A 19,835-nucleotide genomic window follows, 5' to 3' on the forward strand; every position below is an offset into this window, starting at 1 on the left:
GCAGCTGTCATGCAGAATTTATTTCGGCACCTCATTATAAAGGTAATCGCGCGACTGGTTGGCTGTATGAAGCCGTAGCATGTGGAGCGCAGGAACAAGTTATCTGATAACATATCGAAAAGCCAGACTTACGAAGTTTTTAAAACTTCGTAAGTCTTAAGCCAAACCACTTATTTCTTATTTTTCGCCGATGCCAGGTAATCGCTTAAATAGCTGCATTCATTTACAGCAAGTCTGTAAAAGGCCGTTTTTGAATAACCGTTTTTTAGTCCTGCAAAATAAGGGTTGTTTCTGACTGCTTTATCGTACGGATTATTTGATTCACCAGACGGAGCTAAGCTGATTCTGTTGGATTTGTTTTGTAAACGGTTTTCCAGTAGTAAAAAGAGGTGTTTACTTTTTTAGGGTGATGACAGGAGGGAAAAACAGAAGCAAGAATCGAGACAACAAGAATTACGAAGAGAAGTTTGATTCTTTTTTTCATATTCCTTCACCATCCGGAGTTCTCAAATTATGATGGTGCAATTGCCGTTTATCTTCGTTGTACACATTTTCATAAAAGTAAAAATAACTCCGGAAAACTTTATTGTATAATTCGCCGCCGCTATATTTAAACGTAAAAGTTGAGGTCGTGTCAAGCTTCCTGTAAAGTTCAAGTAGGTCTTCGTGTACCCGGCGTTCGTCTGTCTTGAGGCAACTAAGGCCAAAAAAGAACATCCCGTTTTGGTCTGTGCCTATTTTTTGCAGGTCGAAAAAAGCAAAGACTTGTTCGTCCAGGCTGCCATGGAAAACCTCTACCGATTGATTTTTTTCATCGGCATAGGTATTAAATATTAACTCTTTATTGTATTCAATTTTGAGGCTGTCTATAATTTTGAATAATTCCGTGCCATCGCAATTGCTTTGCCAATATGAGCCTTCAATGTTGAATGTCTCGTCGAAACAACCATAAAAGCAGAATTCGGCATAGTTTGCGTTCGAAGAAAAATTATGCCTTCCGTAATGCAGGTCTATTTTTCTCCGGAGCTCTATTTCCGCCGCCCTTGCCTTTAAAGTTTTTTCTTCTTCGATAGCTGCAAGCGCATCTTCCTTTTTTCGTTTGTTCCAAAACATTTTCCTTTTCTCTATAGCAAACGATTCTGAATTATGCTAACGCCGTCTTAAAATCCTCCAGCAAATCGTCCAAATCCTCAATCCCAACAGATAGCCTGATCATTGAGTCAGAGATTCCCATTTCGGCTCTTTTAACGGGACCTAATTCGTTAAATATGGTATGGGCAACAGGGATGGCTAATGTACGGGTATCGCCCAGGTTGCTTGATTTGATAACCAGCTTTAGTTTATTTAAAAAGGCAAAGCAGTCAATACTTTCATCAATCTCGAAGCTCATCAGTCCGCCAAATTTATAAAACAGCTCACCAGCCAGCTTGTGCTGCGGATGCGATGCAAGGCCGGGATAGTAAACTTTTTTTATCAGCGGATGTGCCCCGAAAAAGGTAGCTAAAGATAAGGCATTGGTGCAGGCGCGTTCCATCCGCAGGGCCAGGGTTTCTGAACCTATCGATATGGAGTGGGCTGCTTCGGGCGAAAGGGTGCCCCCTGCATCGCGCAAGCCCTTTTTACGGATCTGCGTAATGCCCAAAACTTCGGGTTTAACCTGGGTTTTAAAGCCTTCAAAAATATTGGCAAAGGTACTCCATTTAAATAAGCCGGTATCAGTAACGCTGCCACCAAGGGCATCACCATGACCGCCAATATATTTGGTTAAAGAGTTTATTACCAAACTTGCTTTTACATTTACAGGCTTGAATATATAAGGCGAGGTCATGGTGTTATCCACAACATAAATAATACCTTTTTCTGAGCATAGTCCGCCAATTTTTTCAAGATCGGCTATTTGTGTGGCCGGATTGGCAATAGTTTCTACAAATACCATTTTGGTATTAGGCTTCAGTTCATTGCGTACATTATCAACCGAGGTAGCATCGGTAAAAGTAATATCCAGGCCCATATCAATAAACGACTGGAAAACACTGCGGGTATTGCCAAACAGGTAGGAACTTGCCAATATATGATCGCCTTGTTTTATAAGCGCAAGTATAGTAGCTGAAATTGCAGCCATCCCGGTTGAAAAAGCAATAGTAGCCATGCCATTCTCCATCTGGGTAACCTTGTTTTCAAGCGCTGAAACGGTTGGGTTGCCCTGGCGCGAATAAGCGTAGCCCTTTTTTTTGTTTTGGAAAATATCAACCAAATCCTGTACATCGTCATAACCATAGGTTACCGAAGTGTAGATAGGTTTGTGCAATGCGCCGTGCTCAGGTTTTGTTAAACGATCGGAATGTAGTATAGTAGTTGTAAATCCTCTGGAAGCCATGTTGTAAAGAAAATAGTATTAACAAACAGATTGCGAAACTAACAAAATAGAAAAGGAGTTTTAACTAAATCTCAAATTAACAGCATAAATGCTTGAGAGAATTACATTAAGTTGATTATGTTTGGCTCTAACTTAATCAACCACTCACTAAATCTAACTTAATCAACTAAATCCCCATGAGAGCTGTAATACAACGTGTTTCGCAGGCAAGCTGCACGGTTGATAATGAAATAACGGGAGCCATAGGCAATGGCTTTTTAGTTTTACTGGGGATTGAAGATGCCGATACGGATGATGACCTGCAATGGCTGGCACAAAAAATAACAAACCTGCGTGTTTTTGGCGACGAAAACGGACTGATGAATAAAGCGCTGGCCGATGTAGATGGTGGTATTTTGCTGATCTCGCAGTTTACGCTGTTTGCCCAAACAAAAAAGGGAAACCGGCCGTCATTTATAAGGGCGGCTAAACCGGATAAGGCTATCCCGCTGTATGAGAAAATGAAAGCCGCGCTTGAAAGCTTAATAAACAAAAAGGTTGAAGCGGGGATTTTTGGGGCTGATATGAAGATAAGTTTATTAAATGATGGGCCGGTAACTATAATAATGGATACTAAGAGTAAAGAATAGACACGTATTAGCTCGAATTTTATCGAATTTCACGAATTAAACTTATCGCAACTATATTAATGAAATTAGAATTCATTTGTGTTAATTCATATTTACTCAATTCGCCTTCATTCAATTCGTGTAATTCGCAATAATTCGTGACATTCGTGATCATATGGAAATTAAGGAAGCACAGCATCTGGTAGATAATTGGATAAAAACAACCGGCATCCGATACTTTAACGAACTGACCAACACCGCTATTTTAATGGAAGAAGTTGGTGAAGTTGCCCGCATTATGTCAAGGCAATATGGCGAGCAATCGTTCAAAAAATCGGATACGGAAGTTAACCTGGCTGATGAAATGGCCGATGTGCTTTTTGTGCTGATCTGCCTGGCTAACCAAACCGGGATTGACCTTACTGATGCACTGGAAAAGAATATGGCGAAGAAGAGCATAAGGGATGCGGATAGGCACCGGGATAATGAGAAATTGAAGTAGTAGCAGTATTGAGGGGTTTTCACTGCTACTACTTCCTGCCACTATTCAACTAATTTCACCAATCTCTCCCCATCCAGCACCGGGATAGCTGTTGTTATATCTATTTGCAAACAAAATTCTATATCCTTTTCAATGCCAAGTTTTTTAAGGCGTTCGCTGTGGGATGTTTTTTTGAGGTATTGGTTGATGTCGTTTTTGCCTATTTGGTAAAGGTCATTGGCGGCAATTGCGGCATCATCAAGCTGAAAGCCGGCATCTTTAAGCTGCTCAACTACGGCACCGGCAAATAGCGTGTCCTCCAGGTTAAAGTTGTTTTTCCAACCCGCACATACCAGCAGGATGTTTTCATCCTGTGTTTTAAGCCAGTTGGATAGCGCTGTAAGGTTTAAAAATGAGCCGATAACTATTTTTTTTGCACTGCGCGACAAATGCAGCGCGTGGGTGCCATTAGTTGTTGTTAATACTACCGTTTTGCCATTCACCTTTTCCTTTGTGTATGAAAAGGGCGAATTGCCAAAATCAAAGCCATCAACTACTTTACCATCGCGTTCTGCGGCGAGCAAATAATCAAGTCCCATTTCACGGTAGGCAGCGCACTCCTCAACTTCAGATACGGGAATTATGGCCTCAGCGCCGTTTTCAATGCCGTAGCAAATAGATGATGTTGCCCTGAAAATATCAATGATCACAACAATATGATCCGCTACATTATATAATGGGATGAGAGAGGGGGAAAGGCAAACGTTTAATTCAGTCATTGGTCATTTCGTCATTTGTCATTGGTGAACTGGATTTTGGCCATTAACCACAATGACTAATGACCAATGCCCAATGACTATTTGTTAAACGGCGGCTTAACAATCTTAGCCTTTATTTTATTATCGCGGATGCTGATGAAGATCTCGGTGCCTTCTTTGGCAAATTCGGTTTTAACATAGCCCATGCCGATTGCTTTTTGCAGTGAAGGCGATTGTGTGCCAGATGTTACCCGGCCAATGTTGTTGCCATTTGCATCAACAATTTCATAATCATGACGGGGAATGCCGCGGTCTATCATTTCAAAACCAACCAGCTTGCGTTTGATGCCTTCCTGCTTTTGCTGTTGTAATGATGCTGAATTATTAAATTCTTTATTGAATTTGGTTACCCAACCCAGTCCGGCCTCTAAAGGCGATGTGGTATCGTCAATGTCGTTCCCGTAAAGGCAAAAGCCCATCTCAAGGCGTAAAGTATCGCGGGCGCCTAACCCAATTGGCTTTATGGCGAATGATTTTCCGGCTTCAAAAATGGCGTTCCAGATGTGTTCGGCATTAGCGTTATCAAAATAAATCTCAAAGCCACCTGCTCCTGTATAACCTGTTGCCGATACCACTACATTATCAATGCCTGCAAATACTCCTTTTTTGAAGGTGTAATACTCCATCGAGGCCAGGTCGATATCAGTAAGGCTTTGCAGTGCGGCAGCAGCTTTTGGCCCCTGGATGGCGAGCAGCGAGGTACGGTCAGAAATATTTTTCATATCGGCACCCATTGTATTGAACTTTGAGATCCAATCCCAGTCTTTATCAATGTTTGATGCGTTAACTACCAGCATATAGGTTTTATCATCAATGCGATAAACCAAAAGGTCATCAACTATACCGCCATCCATGTTTGGCAGGCAGGAGTATTGCACCTTACCGTCATATAGTTTAGCCACATCATTACTGGTAACCTGCTGGATCAGCTCCAGTGCATGATCGCCTTTTACAATAAATTCGCCCATGTGGCTAACATCAAAAACACCAACCCCATTGCGAACGGTTTCGTGCTCGGCATTAATGCCAACATATTGAACAGGCATATTGTAACCTGCAAACGGTACCATTTTGGCACCTTCTTTTATATGAATATCGGTTAAAGCGGTATTTTTCATTACTAATTAATATGGGGCAAAAGTAACACGATTTAGGGATTATTATAGGATTTGAATGATTATTGAATGATTTAATTGATTTGATTTATCCTGTAAATCCTTCCAATTTTTAATTTGTGTCAACGGTTTGGTAAAAATCAACCAGCTTTTTAGTAACATGGTTAACGTTGTGCTGCTCTTCCATCAGTTTGCGGGCATTAATGCCGATGTTTTTGCAGTAGTTTTCGTCGGTAATGCAAAGTTTTATGGCGTCGTAAAATTCATCGTAATTATTGGCTATAAGGATGTTTACACCATTTTCATAGTTGATTCCTTCGGCGCCTAACGAGGTGGAAATAATACATTTCTGCATGGCCATGCCCTCAACAATTTTTACCCGCATGCCGCCGCTGGAAAGGAGGGGAACGATCATGATAGATTTGCTGTTTACAAATTCAAGCGCATCATCAACCTCGCCCTGGATAAATATTTTACCCATCACATCGTAATCATCAAAACGCTCGGGGATATCATTGCCGGCTACATAAAATCGAACGCGCAGATCGCCATCGATTAAATCCTTATTGAAATTTTCGATGAACCATTCAACGCCTTCCCGGTTGGGCAGCCAATCTAACGAACCTAAAAAGAACAGGCTTGGAAATTCGGTTTTACTAAAATCGGGTTTATAATGATTAAGGTTTATACCCACAGGTAATACCTCGATGGGGATTTTGGTGCCGTATTGAAGCAGGGTGTTTTTATCCTGCTCAGTAAACACAGCTATTGCATTAAAGTTATTCAGTTGCTGCAGCTCGTAATTCTTTATTCGTTTGGCATGCATCTTAAGGTATGATTTTTTAAACGGATCGGATTTTTGTTCCGAAAGCCGCTGCCAGATCTGGTTCTCAATATTATGCGAACGATAAATAAGTTTTGCTTTTGAGGCCTTACGCACTGCTGCTAAATACAGGGAAACTAAAAGCCCTTCAAACTGGATGATGTCGTAATCTTTTATCCGCAGTTCGCGGATAAGCAGTTTTTCAAATTCAGGGTCATAGTATTTATCAATGTTAAAAGAAGTTGTGCTGAATAAGTTAACGGCAACATCAATCACCGATACATTTATATCAATATCATAAGCCCGGTAATTTATTTTTGAAAGCAGGTCCTTATCGTCATCGTTATTTTCGTGATGATTTTTTTTAGCGTTCAGCGCTACCAATGAAACTTCGTGCCCAAGATTAACCAGCCCGCGTATGGTATTGCATACCACAATTGAGTAGCCGCCATTTTGCGGAAACGGAACACGATGGGTTAAAATAAGGATTCTCAATGGTTTGCCAGTTTTTTAACAAAAATATAAAAAATGAGGGATTGGAAAGGGGTGTAGTGATAATTGATAGATTTTTTGATAAAAAAATTACAATAAATGCAATTTTATTTGAACTATGACTCGCATGATAACCGATCTTCTTACTTTGAATGATTGATCGTTGCAAGTTCATCAGGAAATTTTAAAATTCTTTAGTCATGGGTCAAAAATTCAAAATAGCTCCAGTTGCGGATCAGTTACTTTAAATGTGCGGCGATGATAAGGTGTATACCCGATTTTCATAACGGTTTCGCGGTGTTTTATGGTTGGATAGCCTTTGTTTTTATGCCAGTCGTATTCCGGGTGTTCAGCAGCTATTTGTTTCATATAATCATCGCGGTATGTTTTTGCCAATATGGATGCTGCAGCAATGCTGAAATATTTGGCATCGCCTTCAACTATACATTGGTGGGGTATGTTTTGGTATTTATTAAACCGGTTGCCATCAATAATCAAAAACTGCGGACACAAATGCAATTTCTCTATTGCCCTGTGCATTGCCAAAAAAGAGGCATTCAGAATATTTATCGCATCTATTTCAATATTATCAACAACTCCTACGGCATGGGCAATTGCTTTTTGCTCTATCTCTATCCTTAACTCATACCTTACGTCTTCACTTAACTGTTTGGAGTCATTGAGTAAGGCGTGGTCAAAATCGTTGGGTAGAATTACAGCAGCCGCAAATACCGGGCCTGCTAAACATCCCCTGCCTGCTTCATCGCATCCGGCTTCTAAATATTCATATTGATATCGGGATAAAAGCATTTAAGTTGAAACGTTGTAGTGGTTGTAGTTGTTGTAAATGTTGAAATTTTGTTGGACTGTTTCGCCTTCGTTGGTGTTGTCACCAACGAACCGTGAATGCTTGTGGTATGAACCCGGTAGCATAAGTGCCTACATATTTTTACGTGCTCAAATACTTCATCCATCTTGTTGGAGACAACTCCAACAAGGGCGGCGGCTACCTTCCAACAACTTCAAAAAATCCTCAAAGTCAGCAAGGTTACGTCATCAATGGGCTTGCCTTTTATTACCAGGTTAATATGGTTCATCAATAGTTCGTTAAAATCATTTGGGGACAGGTGCCCGTGTTTTTTTATAAATTCTGTCAGGCTTTCTTCGCCCCAGTTTTTGTTGCTGTGTTCATGGTCCATTAAACCGTCGGTATAATTTACTATTAAGCTGCCGGGTTCAATGTCTACTTCGCCCTGGTTAAGAAAGGGCAGGTCGTCAAAAACGCCAATCATAGTGGTACCAAGCTTAAGTGTAATGGCTTCATTTTGCGAGAACAGAACTGTTGCGTTATGACCCGCATTAATATAACATAGCTTGCGGGTTTTTTCGTTGTATTTGGCCAGGAAAAGGGTGATGAATCTTTCGCCTTTGGTATTAGTGATAACAATTTTGTTTAAGCGTTCAACAATATTGGCGAGATCATCCTCCACAGCCGACCATGCATGCAGGCTGGCCTGGAAATTTGCCATTAACAGGGCCGCTGAAATTCCCTTGCCTGATACATCGGCAATACACCATAAAAATTCATGGTCATTTAGCCGGATAAAATCAAAGTAATCGCCGCCAATATTTTGATGTGGAATGTAGCGTGCGCTAACCTCAACGCTGGTATCTTTATACGCCTTTATTGGGATCAGCATATTTTGCACCTCAACAGCCAGCTCCATTTCGCGCTGAAAACGCTCAGAGAGCAACCTTTCTTTAAATAATTTTTTATTTTCGAGCGCAACTACAATAACATTTATTACCGTTTGAATAAAGTTAAGGTCGTTGTTCAGTAATTCGCTTGACGGATTAAAATCGCCGATCAATGCAAATGCAAGGGCTTTCTTTTTATGATAAATGGGTATAAAATAATCATACCTGCAGAGCAGCAGATCGTCATGACTGGATAACGGCGTGGGTAATTTGAATTTATTTAATTTAAGACAGGCGATGTGCAAGGCATTAACAGGCTCGATATCACCACCATATTTTGAAATTAAAACATAGCTGCCATCTTTTTCAATTAAGAACCTGAGCTTGCCCACCTGCAGGTAGCTTTTTAATATAACCTGCAGCATTTGGATCAATGTTGGGGTAGCAGTATCCTTATTAATAGCCTGTGTAACTTCAAGCAGGGCGTTTAATTCGGTTTGCCTTTTAAGCAATAATCGTATTAATTCATCTTCAGCTGAGGTGTCGTCAATATTCTGCATTAGTTAATTAGAAAGCCTGCCTAAAATAAAGATTATTTTTTTTAAAATCGGGTACTTTGTGATTTTATATCAAAAGCATCCCTTAAACCTATAGTTACAAGATTAAACGCATATACCAAAAACATAATTGCCAAACCCGGTATTATAGCCAGGTAAGCCGAATCCATCACTATGTAACCATAGTGTTCTTTTATCATGCTGCCCCACGTTGGCATTGGCGGTTGCGCGCCAAATCCAAGGAAGCTTAGCCCCGCCTCGAGCAATATAGCCGATGCAAAGTTTGACGATGCCAGCACCAATATCGGGCCAATTATATTTGGCAGGATATGTTTAATGATAATGCGGGTATTACTAAAACCTAATGAGTGGGCCGCCTCAATATATTCAACCTGTTTTAAGCTTAATACCTGCCCGCGCACAAGCCGGGCTACTTCAACCCACATGGATAAGCCCACCGCTATGAAGATCTGCCATAAGCCCTTGCCTAAAGCAAATGATATGGCTATAACCAGCAACAATGCAGGCAGAGCCCACAATATATTCATCAGCCAGCTTAGGGCGGCGTCAATCCATCCCCCAAAATAACCCGCCACGGCACCAATAGTTACACCAAGCAGCATACTTATTATAACTGACATTAGCCCTACAGCCAGGGAAACCCGGGTGCCTAATATCAGGCGGCTTAACAGGTCGCGGCCATATATGTCAGTGCCGAACCAATAGGTTCTGTGAACAACCTCAGCCCCCCAGCCCCCTAAAGGGGGAACTTTTGAATATTTTGGCTCCCCCTTTAGGGGGGCTGGGGGCAATTTATATGCTTTTCGTTCAGGTTTGTCTTCGGCGCCTATGTATTCGTTTACATAGATCCACCCTTTTGAAAAGTGATAGCCTGTGATAGGAATCTCCCGGTAAAAGGATGGCTGGCCGAAAAGCATTTTAGTGAATATATTTATCGTATCAACCGGTTCGGTTTTACGGAGGCGAAGGATCATAAACTCCGATCCCGGTTTTTTTATGCTCAGCTGTATGGTCATATTATTAGCCCTGGGAGTTGAATCGGGCATAATGAGATAACCTAGTATAGCTACCAGTAGTGTAAAAATAATTACTGCAAGCCCAGCAACAGCGATTTTATTGCGCTTAAATATCTTCCATGTACGTTGCGAGGGGCTAAGATCAGTCAATTGCAGTTAATATTCTTTTGGGCTAAAGATAGTGAATGGTTGATTAAGTTGATTAGGTGAGTTGTTGATTAAGTTAGTTTGCAGCTGGTATTGGATATTTTGTGATAATATCTAACTTAAAAATTATAATTAATACCCGTACCTAACTTAATCAACCTAATCCAACTTAATCAACCCAATCAACTAACCTACCTCACCATCCTTCCTTTCCAGTTATACTTCCCTTTGTTGCCCAGCAGGCCAATGTAAACAAAGTATACAAAATATAAGGGGATTGATATTGGCAGCACCATTATTAATTTAAGACGTTTAAAAAATATAGTTACCGGCAGCAACAGGGCCAGCTCGGCTAAAAATACAGTGAGATATTGCAAGCCGGATACAATTAAATAATTGGTATCATAAAGTCCATAGCACAGGTTAGCTAATACAGACACGTTAAAAAGCCATAAGCCTACCACCAGGGCTACCACTTTTTTGTCTTTATATTTTACCGATTTTGATGCCCAGCGGCGCCTTTGCTGCATGAAACTGGACAGGTTATGTTTTGCATGGGTAAACACAACGGCATCATACCATTTTAAAAAGCCAATTTTGCCGGGGTAGCGCTGCGCTACTTTTTGAAGCAGCAGCTCATCATCGCCCGATGCCAGGTCGTCAATACCTTTAAAGCCGCCAACCTCGTAAAATATATCCTTGCGGTAAGCAAGGTTGGCGCCGTTACAGGTTGACGCATGTCCATTACCTATAAATGCCCCGCCCGTGGCAATAAGCGAATAAAATTCCAATGCCTGCATCCGCTCAAATAATGATTTTTCTTCAAAATAGCTCACCGGAGATGAGATCATTAAAGGCTGTTCCATTTCGTAATAGCCAACAACAGACGACAACCATTTGCTGCCCATACGGCAATCAGCATCGGTGGCTACCATCAGCTCGCCGTTTGATAATTTTATAGCTTCGGCGATTGCTTTTTTCTTGTAGGAGTTTAACGGCTTGTCCTCATTTAACTGCAAAAGTTTCACACCTCTGTCGGCATATCTGCTGATGATCTGTGAAGTTTGGTCGGTTGAGTGATCGTCAACTATAATAATTTCGGTAAGATGTTTGGGATAATCCTGTGCTAAAATATCCTCGATAGTTAAATGGATGCTTTCAGCCTCGTTTCGGGCGGCAATCATTACGGTTACTTTTGTTGTAAAGCCTTCAAGCTTTATCAGGGGGCGTTTTATGGCGTTCCATCCTGTTATCAGGAAGGCTACTACACACAGAAATAAACCTGTAAGTAAAAAGGACGCGGTACTAAGAATTACGATCAAAGAATTTTAATTTAAAAACAAATATAGACCCTAAAACAGCAGGAATAATCAGATTAATAATATAGATAAGCGAAACCGCCACCACAATGGCAATATGCTGATCGGTTACATAACTAAAAAGCTTATCGGCAGTAATGCTCCGAACACCAATATCAAGCAGGTCAAGCGACGGTATAGCCGACTGGATAAAGAAGAAAACAAACATGAGCAATGACATTTGGTAAAGCGGGATCTGCGGGATCAGCAGATGGATGATAAGATAATACTGAAAGGTAAAAACAAAAAACCGGGCCAGGCAAAACCACATGATATTTAAAAGCTGATTGGTTTTATAGTTGCCCATAATATCAAAAAAGCGGTGGTATTTATGAAGGAACTTTACCCTGTTAAGTAAGAATACCATCCATTGAATGTTAAAATAAAAGGTAAGCATTATTGCCATAAATACCGCTGCCACAACTACTACGCACAGCATTATCCAGTCTTTCGGGTGGATAAACGTAAACAGGAACCAGACCGAAGCGGCCGCCCCTAAAACATTGGTGATAACATTTTGCCCGAACGCGCCAACAGCCATTGCAAAAACGCCGTGGATGCGTTTGCGGTTTGGCAAAAACATTACGCGGCCGCCATATTCGCCGATACGATTAGGGGTAAATACCGCCCAGGTTAAACCACAAAACACGGCTTCAATAGCTTTCCATACAGACATGGGCGACAATTTCCGGGTTAAATGCCACCACTTTAATGATTCAAGTACCCAGTTAAGGATCATCAGGAGCACCACACAAGCCATGGTGATAACCACTTTGTTGTAAGTAACGTGTGCTACAAGACCTTCAAATTTGTGAATGTTATCGTTATTTTTTAAAATACGATGATATATAAACCAGAAAGCGAGAACTAATATGCCAAGTTTAAGGAGGTAAGAAAGTAATTTTTTAGTGCGGGCAGTCAAAGGCAGAATATTTTGTGCAATGTTACGAGAATGATTTCGGAATTCGGATGTTCGATTTCGGATTTGTTTTGATTTGAGAATTGTTTTGATTCCGGAAACAATAATTTGAATGTTCGATTTTTCAATCTAAAAATCCTTCTAAATGCGAAATCGAACATCCGAAATCCGATATTTCCCCTTACTTCATTCTCCCTTTCAAAAAGGCGATAGTTTTCCCGTAGGCTATTTTCGTTGCTTCGCTGTTATAGGCGGGATTGCTTGGGTTGGCAAAGCCGTGGTCGGCATCGAATTTGTTAACCATTAGCTTTTTGCCGGCTGTTTTCATATCAGCTTCAAATTTGGCTACTACCTTTGGGTTTATCCATTGATCCTTGTTGGCAAAATTACCAAGCACGTCGCAATGCAGTGTTTTTAGCTTATTCACATCCTGCTCGGGCATGCCATAATACATTACACAGCCGGCTGCTTGTTTGCCGGCAAGTAAACTTGTTTGCAAGCTCCATCCACCGCCAAAGCACCAGCCAATAGTAGTAATATGAGCTTTGGGGCCAACATAAGCAATTGCACCGTTTATAATGGCTTTTGCGCGCTCGTCGGTTACGCTTTTCATAAATTTCCCGGCATCCTGCTGATTCGTGGCCACTTTGCCATCGTAAAGGTCGAGGTCGATAACGGTTACATTACCCAGGTCGTTATAAATTTTTTCCGATTCTTTTTTAACCCAGTCGTTAAGACCCCACCATTCGTGTATTACAAGCAGGTAATTATTGGTTGGGCTTTTTGCCTTTAGCTCATAAGCGTTAGCTGTTTTACCATCGGCAGTTTTGTAGGTAATAGCTTTGCCAATACTGCTTTGAAAATGCAAAGGCAACGGACTTTTGTGTGACATGCGAAACATTTTATTTGATGCAAGCATGGCAAATTGCTGAGTAGCCGATGGATTGCTGCAGCAAACAGTCTTACTTTGGCTGAATGCGAGAGCTCCGCAGAAAAGGAGCGCGGTTAGGAGTAAAAACTTTTTCATGGCCGTATATTTTTTTAATTTTTCCTGAGTTTAAATGAATGGTTGAACAACCAATATCGGGATAATTTTGTTTGATGTTAATGGTGATTAAATTTGGCTTGACTTTGATTATTTTGCGCGAATTAAAAACTATAACCTTACTACATGGATCCTGAATTTATAACCTACCAGAAATTTAATGAGATAGCGCTGGCCAATGAGCTTGCTGAGTTGTTGGAAGAACATAGCGTAATCTACTTGGTTGAAGAAGATTCATTAACCTTTAACCCTTCATTCGCTTTAAACGATGAGCTTTCAAAGGACTATGCGGTAAAGATTAAAGCAAAGGACTTTGAGCAGGTAAATGAGTTATTAAAACAACAGGCAAACGAAAATTTTGGCGAAGTAGAAAAGGATTATTACCTTTTTGATTTTACCGATGATGAACTTAAAGACGTTGTGGTTAAAGCAGATAAATGGAGTGCTTTTGATGTACAACTTGCCCGGAAATTACTTGCAGAAAGAGGAAAGGCTGTAAGCGATTCGGAAATAGCAGATATAGAAGAAAAAAGAATTGAAGAGTTAAAAGAGCCGGAACCATCACAACTTACATGGGTTATACTTGGTTACCTTATCGCTATAGGATCGCTGGCTATGCCATTTTTTATCAGTATAATCGGACTTTTTATTGGCTGGTATTTAAAATCATCAAAAAAAACCTTGCCTAATGGCGAACGGGTTTATGAATATTCGGAGCGGGACAGGTGGCATGGCGCGGTTATGTTTTATATTTCAGTTGTAGCTTTGATCCTTAGTGTGATATACCGGGTGACGCGGGAGATTAATTAAATAAGCGGCTGATCCGGCGGGGTTTGGCTAAAGCTTCGACCTGCGCTAATGTATTACGACCTTTCAGGCCTTTAACATTGTAGTGGAACCAAAAACATCAAGGCCAAGGCGACATATAATAGCGCAGGTCGAAGGCCTGCGGGGAGTTGTCCTATCAAACATGCTAATAAAGTCAGACGTTTAGTTATCGCCGTTTTCTACCGATTATTGGTACTGCTATTTTTTAAAAGCGATTTCCCTGATGTGTGAATGTGCGGATGTGCGAATATGCAGATGTGCGGATGGAGAGAAACGCGGATGTGCGGGTTTTCGCGCGTTTGTTTGTATTGTCAACAAGCGGATGAAGCTGCGGGGGCTGGTCATTGGTGAATAGTTAAAGAGCCTCCGCCCCAAGGGAGGGAATTATACAAGGATTTGGCTTTCAACTTATTCCACGCAATGGTCTATGGACAATCGACTATGGAACTCCCCTGCCAACTCAAAATTTCCAACTTTTTTAACTAATAGCCAATTATACAGATAATAACAAAATTAACGTTCTTTGCTGTATGGGCAGGTTCATCATCACTTTTATATTTAGTTTCATTATAGCATCTGCATTTGCCCAGGAAAGGAAGCCAATCATTGCATTTACCAGCGATACGCAGGAACCCATGTGGGTTGAAAAACTGCTTCTTAAATCAAACCATAACCAAAAAGCTACCGAAATGATCTTTAAGGATGTTAATGTTATCCATCCTGCCGCTTTGTTTATCCTTGGTGACGTGGTGTCATTGGGTTACAAAACTAAAAAGTGGACCATGATCGACAGGTATATTAAGCAGTGCACACAGAACTCCATACCGATTTATGCCACGCTTGGGAACCATGAACTGATGTTTAATGCCCATAAGGGGACCAAAAACTTTCAAACCAGGTTCCCGATGTATAATCCGGCCGGCTATACAGAGATAATAGATTCTGTGGCGGTAGTTCTGCTGAATTCAAATTTCAGTAAAATGACAACCGCCGCGATCCTGGCGCAGGACAATTGGTATAGCAGCATAATTAAAAAACTGGATGCCGACGAGGCCATTAAGTTTATCATAGTTGGTTGTCATCACTCGCCTTACACAAACAGCAAAATTGTAAAACCTTCAATGGAAGTACGGCAGAACTTTGTGCCGGTTTTTATCAATTCAAAAAAATGCGTGCTTTTTCTTTCCGGGCACTCGCATAACTTCGAGCGTTTTAACATGCAGGGAAAATATTTCCTGGTGATAGGCGGCGGAGGCGGGCTTCACCAGCCTTTACGTGCAGCAAACGAACTAACCCACGACCTTTCTGCCACCTATAAACCCATGTTTCATTATTTGGCGGTAATGCGCAGCCATGATTCATTACAGCTGGTATCCCGGCAGCTTAAGCCGGATTTTTCAGGGTTTAAGGATGGATTAGTGTTTACGGTGCGATAAATTTAGCCGGCTGTATAATGGGGATATTTATAGTAACAGCACATATATGCTTACAAAAATTGCATAAGCTACTGTCCGCAATTTTAATAATAATAGTGGCATTCCCGCTGATAGAAGCGGTCGCGCTTTACACTAATACTCCGCCAGTTGGCGGACTTAGGCGCAATTTTGCAAACCAGTAACCCGCTGCAAAATCACCGCCCACTGCAAACTATTAACTGCCAACTTAAAAAAAGCCGGTATCCGTTCCTATCGCTAATGCGGGCATTTTGGTTAAATAAAGCTTGTTGGTTGTGCTACTGTAAAGTTGGCTATTTAGTATGGGGGGTAACAAGCCGGAAAATTTGCGGCCAATGTCATTAAGTTAAAGTTAAGCATTTTTAGCCCTCCTTGTGCGCAGCGCAAAGGGAGGGCAGGTCCATCCGCCGGCTAGCGGAGTCGATCGCGTGGGTAAATCTGCAGGCGATATTAACGTAAATGCATCAACGCAAATACATTTGCGTAAACGCATGGCGCAGAGTTTACTCACCCGGCGAGGCTACGCCCGTCGACTCTCTTCGCTGCGCGTAAAGAGGTGGGGAATAATATTTTTAACTAATGACATTGGGCTTACGGCCGCAGGGGGAGCACAGCAATATTATTTAATTACTTCATAATGCTTCTCAACTTCTTTAAGTATATCCAAATGTAAACTATAATCAATTAAAATTAAGCTTATTGGCAAGTCTCTGGGCTCTTCAAAATATTCAAATAACGATTTACAACTGGTTTCAAAATATTGCAGATATTTTTCCATTATTTCTGTTATCAATACATTGTAAGCTTGAAATGTGTTTTTATTCATTGTAATAGCTAGTTAAGTTCGGACTAATTTATAATTAATATTCCAGTTATCAAAGCCCTGTATTTAACTGATATATAAGAAGATTTTCGCGGGACTTGCTTATGCTTGCTCCTAAACTTATTTTCGCCCTCGTTGATGTTGTCACCAATAAGACGGATGAAGCCGGTTGTTTACATCGCAAAAGATGCATTGACGACCACGTATATATCATGAACATCGCGGTATGTTGCCGACAAAATCAACACAGGTGGGACAAAGGCAGAGCCGGGTAAGCCGAAAGGCACGCCACAAAGACCCTGCCTTCCGGAAAGTGCATAGCAAATGCATTGCCTGTTTAAATATAAGCGGCTGGTTGTAATTTGGGATGATTGCCTGATAAAAGCTTCGGAATGCCTTAAATGCTAAAGCTTTTGTTTTTGGCGGTAAGCTTTAAAATTTTTTCGGAAATGCCAATGGTGTTACCCGTTTCTTTAAGCTGCTCAGTAGAAACGTCGTATTTTTTTGACCAATATTCATCTTCTGAATTTGCTTTCATCTGAGAAATTTCCCTGTTTTGGTTTTTATTTTTTACGTTAGTTTCCATAGTTGATAATTTTAAGGGTACAATTATTGAACTGGTAAAACGATATTAGATAAGTATTCAAAATTAACAACCGTAAATTAACACATGGTTGTCTTTGTGTTAATTTAATGTTAACTACTGAGCGCCGGGGCATGGGTCTCAATTTAATAGTCAATACCCTTTTTGCCCTTATTGGTGTTGTCACCATAGGCGGAGTCTTTAGCCAGCAGATAGGAACTTGTACGTTGAAGAATGGGGGCAACTGTTCCGGTTTGTACAATTTTGAGGTTTGGAGGAATATTAGCTTTGCAGCTTAAATTTAAGCTACGGGAACAGGTTTTTGGCAATTAATTGGTATCAATAACAGTGCGCCCGTATGAAATTGAATGTTTAATGATAACTTTATACTATGGAATTTAAGCACTTTTCACCGTCGGACATCTTAAAGCCATACGTGAGGCACTATTATATCTTTGAATCTGATTCGGATACTGAGTTTGACGATACCGTGTTCCCCAGCGGCGATATGGAAGTGATCTTTAATTTGGGTGAGGGTACCTGGGAGTCGGTGGTTGATAATAAATTCATCAAAACCCCGAAAATAGAATTATGGGGGCAGATCACGAAGCCGCTGGCCATAAGATCAAAGGGCAGGCACACTATGCTCGGCATTAAATTTTTCACCCACTCGGCAGCTTATTTTTTTAATGACGGGATCGGTATTTTTAATGACCAGATCTCAGACCTTTATGATATAATCGGAAGCCCGGTAAAGGTTTTACATGCACAGCTCCTGGAAACAAAAGACCCGGCTAAAAGAATTGAGCTGATAGAAACCTTTTTATTGAAAAGATTGATCAGCAATGAAAAAAAAGCCTTCCGGATTGACAAAGTGGCCCACATTTTAACAAGTATAAAAAGAAATCCGGCAGAAAGTAATCTTGGTAATATTGCAACCAGGCATGGCATCACACCCCGTTACCTGCACAAATTAATTTATCAGCATACCGGCCTCTCGCCAACATCATTCAATAAAATAAACCGTTTCCAGTTCAGCCTGAAGCTGATCGCCAAAAATGATCAGCCTTTTACTGCTATCGCGTACGATTGCGGTTATTTTGACCAGTCGCATTTTATAAGGGATTTTAAATCGTTTACCGGCCTTACACCTTCGACCTACATGGAAAACATAACCCCTGTTAACCAACTGTTACTTCAATAAATCGCCAAACGGTTCCGGTTTATACAATTTTAAGATTTACTGCTGCGATACCTTTGTTTTATTAATTACTAAACAAAGTTATTGTATGAATTTATTTGAAACATTTTCGCAGCTCCACCAAAATTCAGCGCCCTTTTTGCTGGGGAACATCTGGGATGTAAATAGCGCAAAGGTATTTGAAGCCAATGGTTATAAAGCAATTGGCGTATCCAGCCAGGCATTATCAAATGCTTTTGGGTATGAGGATGGGGAAAACCTGCCGTTTGACCTCCTGCTCCGGCTAGCCAAACGGGTGGTTGAGGTAGTTAACATCCCTTTTTCAGTTGATCTGGAAGGTGGCTACAGCCGTACCATTGACGGCATCGTTGAAAATATAAATAAACTGCATGATGCAGGTGTTGCCGGCATAAACCTGGAAGATACCATTGCAGGCGCTACCCGCCAATTTCAACCAGTGGCGGATTTTCAGAAAACGCTTTCTGCTGTCGCAGATCATATCAGCCGGAATAATTTGCACTTGTTTTTAAACATCCGTACCGACGGTTTTCTGCTTGGCATGCCAACAGCGCTCGCCGAAACCCTTAACCGCATTAAAAGCTATGAAGGCTCCGGTGCCAACAGTATTTTTGTGCCTTGTATTACCAACCGGGATGACATTAAAGCGGTGGTAGATGCTACTAAGCTTCCCATCAATGTGATGTGCATGCCCGGTCTGCCTGATTTTGAGGAACTTGGTTCGCTGGGGGTAAAAAGGATCAGCATGGGGCCGTTCATGTTTAGTAAAGTTTATGACCATGCCGGAACGCTGGCAAAAGCAGTTATGAACGATAAAAACTTCTCATCAATTCTGTGATAATTTTCTATTTATAAATAAAACCGACAAAAAAAAATGAACTTACCAAAAAGGGCAGAAGATGCCCACGCAACGCTTGCAGCAGCCTTTAACACCGGCGATGTTGCCACCGTAATGAATATGTATGACGTTACGGGAATTATTGTACCTGAGCCGGGGAAACCCGTATCGGGCAAAGAAAAATTTGAAGAATCAATAAAGGCCATTCTATCCATTAAAGGAAAAATGGAAATTAAAACGGTTTATTGCCTGCAGACCGGGGATATTGCCGTTGGGCGATCGGAATGGAGCATTACCGATGGCGACGAAGTAAAAATAAGCGCCAAAGGTATTGAAGTGATGAAGCAGCAAGCCAACGGCACCTGGAAAATCATAGTGGACCATGCTTTTGGCGCTGAAGGTAATTTAGTGGCTTAGAAGATTGGTAAAATAAATTAACACAGGGCAACGCCCTGCGTTAATTTATTTTGTTCTTTCAGAACTTGGTTTCTTTTCCTGGCCCTGTATTCTAGGATTAATACATTTCCAAATTTATTTTAAAAAAGCCGTTTTCTATGCCGCTCTTTTATAGTTTTCCACATACAATTCACTTCTTTTTACCAGGGAGAACATTCG

At 41.0% G+C, this 19,835-nt stretch carries 20 protein-coding genes; 7 read left to right on the forward strand and 13 right to left on the reverse strand.

Annotated features, from left to right (window positions below; genetic code table 11):
- Positions 1-480: 480 nt before the first annotated feature.
- Together JWQ54_RS04285 and JWQ54_RS04290 are read right to left on the reverse strand one after the other, a co-directional pair.
- On the reverse strand, positions 481-1,113 hold the full coding sequence (locus JWQ54_RS04285) for a hypothetical protein (RefSeq protein ID WP_299580728.1): 633 nt from the start codon (positions 1,111-1,113) through the stop codon (positions 481-483).
- Positions 1,114-1,144: 31 nt separating this feature from the next.
- Positions 1,145-2,377, reverse strand: a complete 1,233-nt coding sequence (locus JWQ54_RS04290) for a cystathionine gamma-synthase family protein (protein ID WP_299580731.1) — start codon at positions 2,375-2,377, stop codon at positions 1,145-1,147.
- Between the two features lie 176 nt (positions 2,378-2,553).
- Between JWQ54_RS04290 and dtd the strand changes: the two genes are divergently transcribed.
- A complete protein-coding gene (dtd, locus tag JWQ54_RS04295) occupies positions 2,554-3,006 on the forward strand; it encodes a D-aminoacyl-tRNA deacylase (RefSeq protein ID WP_299580734.1) in 453 nt (150 codons plus the stop codon).
- A gap of 154 nt (positions 3,007-3,160) precedes the next feature.
- Positions 3,161-3,487, forward strand: a complete 327-nt coding sequence (locus JWQ54_RS04300; RefSeq protein WP_299580737.1) for a nucleotide pyrophosphohydrolase — start codon at positions 3,161-3,163, stop codon at positions 3,485-3,487.
- A 41-nt stretch (positions 3,488-3,528) separates the two neighbouring features.
- Here the strand turns inward: JWQ54_RS04300 and JWQ54_RS04305 are convergent, their stop codons facing one another.
- The 9 genes from JWQ54_RS04305 to JWQ54_RS04345 all read right to left on the reverse strand — a co-directional run bounded on the left by JWQ54_RS04305 (position 3,529) and on the right by JWQ54_RS04345 (position 13,457).
- On the reverse strand, positions 3,529-4,245 hold the full coding sequence (locus JWQ54_RS04305) for a 2-phosphosulfolactate phosphatase (RefSeq protein WP_299580740.1): 717 nt from the start codon (positions 4,243-4,245) through the stop codon (positions 3,529-3,531).
- A 77-nt stretch (positions 4,246-4,322) separates the two neighbouring features.
- A complete protein-coding gene (gene gcvT / locus JWQ54_RS04310; RefSeq protein ID WP_299580743.1) occupies positions 4,323-5,402 on the reverse strand; it encodes a glycine cleavage system aminomethyltransferase GcvT in 1,080 nt (359 codons plus the stop codon).
- A 109-nt stretch (positions 5,403-5,511) separates the two neighbouring features.
- Positions 5,512-6,717 (reverse strand): glycosyltransferase family 4 protein, encoded by a 1,206-nt coding sequence (locus JWQ54_RS04315; RefSeq protein ID WP_299580746.1) that lies wholly within the window; start codon positions 6,715-6,717, stop codon positions 5,512-5,514.
- A gap of 210 nt (positions 6,718-6,927) precedes the next feature.
- Positions 6,928-7,524: a ribonuclease HII gene (locus tag JWQ54_RS04320; RefSeq protein WP_299580749.1), complete on the reverse strand. Its 597-nt coding sequence runs from the start codon at positions 7,522-7,524 to the stop codon at positions 6,928-6,930.
- Positions 7,525-7,736: 212 nt separating this feature from the next.
- Positions 7,737-8,972 carry a PP2C family protein-serine/threonine phosphatase gene (locus JWQ54_RS04325; protein WP_299580752.1) on the reverse strand — a complete coding sequence of 412 codons (1,236 nt, stop codon included), beginning with the start codon at positions 8,970-8,972 and terminating at the stop codon, positions 7,737-7,739.
- 41 nt (positions 8,973-9,013) lie between these two features.
- On the reverse strand, positions 9,014-10,156 hold the full coding sequence (locus JWQ54_RS04330) for an ABC transporter permease (protein ID WP_299580754.1): 1,143 nt from the start codon (positions 10,154-10,156) through the stop codon (positions 9,014-9,016).
- A 188-nt stretch (positions 10,157-10,344) separates the two neighbouring features.
- Complete coding sequence (locus tag JWQ54_RS04335; protein WP_299580757.1) at positions 10,345-11,475, reverse strand: glycosyltransferase; 1,131 nt, start codon at positions 11,473-11,475, stop codon at positions 10,345-10,347.
- The gene (locus JWQ54_RS04340) at positions 11,459-12,433 is read right to left on the reverse strand and encodes a hypothetical protein (protein WP_299580760.1); all 975 of its coding nucleotides are present in this window, start codon (positions 12,431-12,433) and stop codon (positions 11,459-11,461) included. The genes JWQ54_RS04335 and JWQ54_RS04340 overlap by 17 nt, the downstream gene beginning before the upstream one ends.
- A gap of 178 nt (positions 12,434-12,611) precedes the next feature.
- Entirely contained in the window at positions 12,612-13,457 is an 846-nt protein-coding gene (locus JWQ54_RS04345; protein ID WP_299580763.1) for a dienelactone hydrolase family protein, read from the reverse strand.
- Positions 13,458-13,601: 144 nt separating this feature from the next.
- Here JWQ54_RS04345 and JWQ54_RS04350 point away from each other — a divergent pair, with 144 nt between their 5' ends.
- Both JWQ54_RS04350 and JWQ54_RS04355 read left to right on the forward strand, forming a co-directional pair.
- A complete protein-coding gene (locus JWQ54_RS04350; protein WP_299580766.1) occupies positions 13,602-14,285 on the forward strand; it encodes a hypothetical protein in 684 nt (227 codons plus the stop codon).
- 548 nt (positions 14,286-14,833) lie between these two features.
- A complete protein-coding gene (locus JWQ54_RS04355) occupies positions 14,834-15,739 on the forward strand; it encodes a metallophosphoesterase (protein ID WP_299580769.1) in 906 nt (301 codons plus the stop codon).
- 637 nt (positions 15,740-16,376) lie between these two features.
- Here JWQ54_RS04355 and JWQ54_RS04360 read toward each other — a convergent pair.
- Together JWQ54_RS04360 and JWQ54_RS04365 are read right to left on the reverse strand one after the other, a co-directional pair.
- Complete coding sequence (locus tag JWQ54_RS04360; protein WP_299580772.1) at positions 16,377-16,583, reverse strand: hypothetical protein; 207 nt, start codon at positions 16,581-16,583, stop codon at positions 16,377-16,379.
- 394 nt (positions 16,584-16,977) lie between these two features.
- Positions 16,978-17,166 (reverse strand): hypothetical protein, encoded by a 189-nt coding sequence (locus tag JWQ54_RS04365; RefSeq protein WP_299580775.1) that lies wholly within the window; start codon positions 17,164-17,166, stop codon positions 16,978-16,980.
- 388 nt (positions 17,167-17,554) lie between these two features.
- On the opposite strand from JWQ54_RS04365, the gene JWQ54_RS04370 reads away from it, so the two are divergent.
- The 3 genes from JWQ54_RS04370 to JWQ54_RS04380 all read left to right on the forward strand — a co-directional run bounded on the left by JWQ54_RS04370 (position 17,555) and on the right by JWQ54_RS04380 (position 19,637).
- A complete protein-coding gene (locus JWQ54_RS04370) occupies positions 17,555-18,367 on the forward strand; it encodes an AraC family transcriptional regulator (protein WP_299580778.1) in 813 nt (270 codons plus the stop codon).
- 85 nt (positions 18,368-18,452) lie between these two features.
- Positions 18,453-19,220 carry an isocitrate lyase/phosphoenolpyruvate mutase family protein gene (locus tag JWQ54_RS04375; protein ID WP_299580781.1) on the forward strand — a complete coding sequence of 256 codons (768 nt, stop codon included), beginning with the start codon at positions 18,453-18,455 and terminating at the stop codon, positions 19,218-19,220.
- 36 nt (positions 19,221-19,256) lie between these two features.
- Complete coding sequence (locus JWQ54_RS04380; RefSeq protein WP_299580784.1) at positions 19,257-19,637, forward strand: DUF4440 domain-containing protein; 381 nt, start codon at positions 19,257-19,259, stop codon at positions 19,635-19,637.
- Positions 19,638-19,835 lie beyond the last annotated feature (198 nt).

The sequence above is a fragment of the Mucilaginibacter sp. genome (genome assembly GCF_028288225.1).
Lineage (GTDB): Bacteria > Bacteroidota > Bacteroidia > Sphingobacteriales > Sphingobacteriaceae > Mucilaginibacter.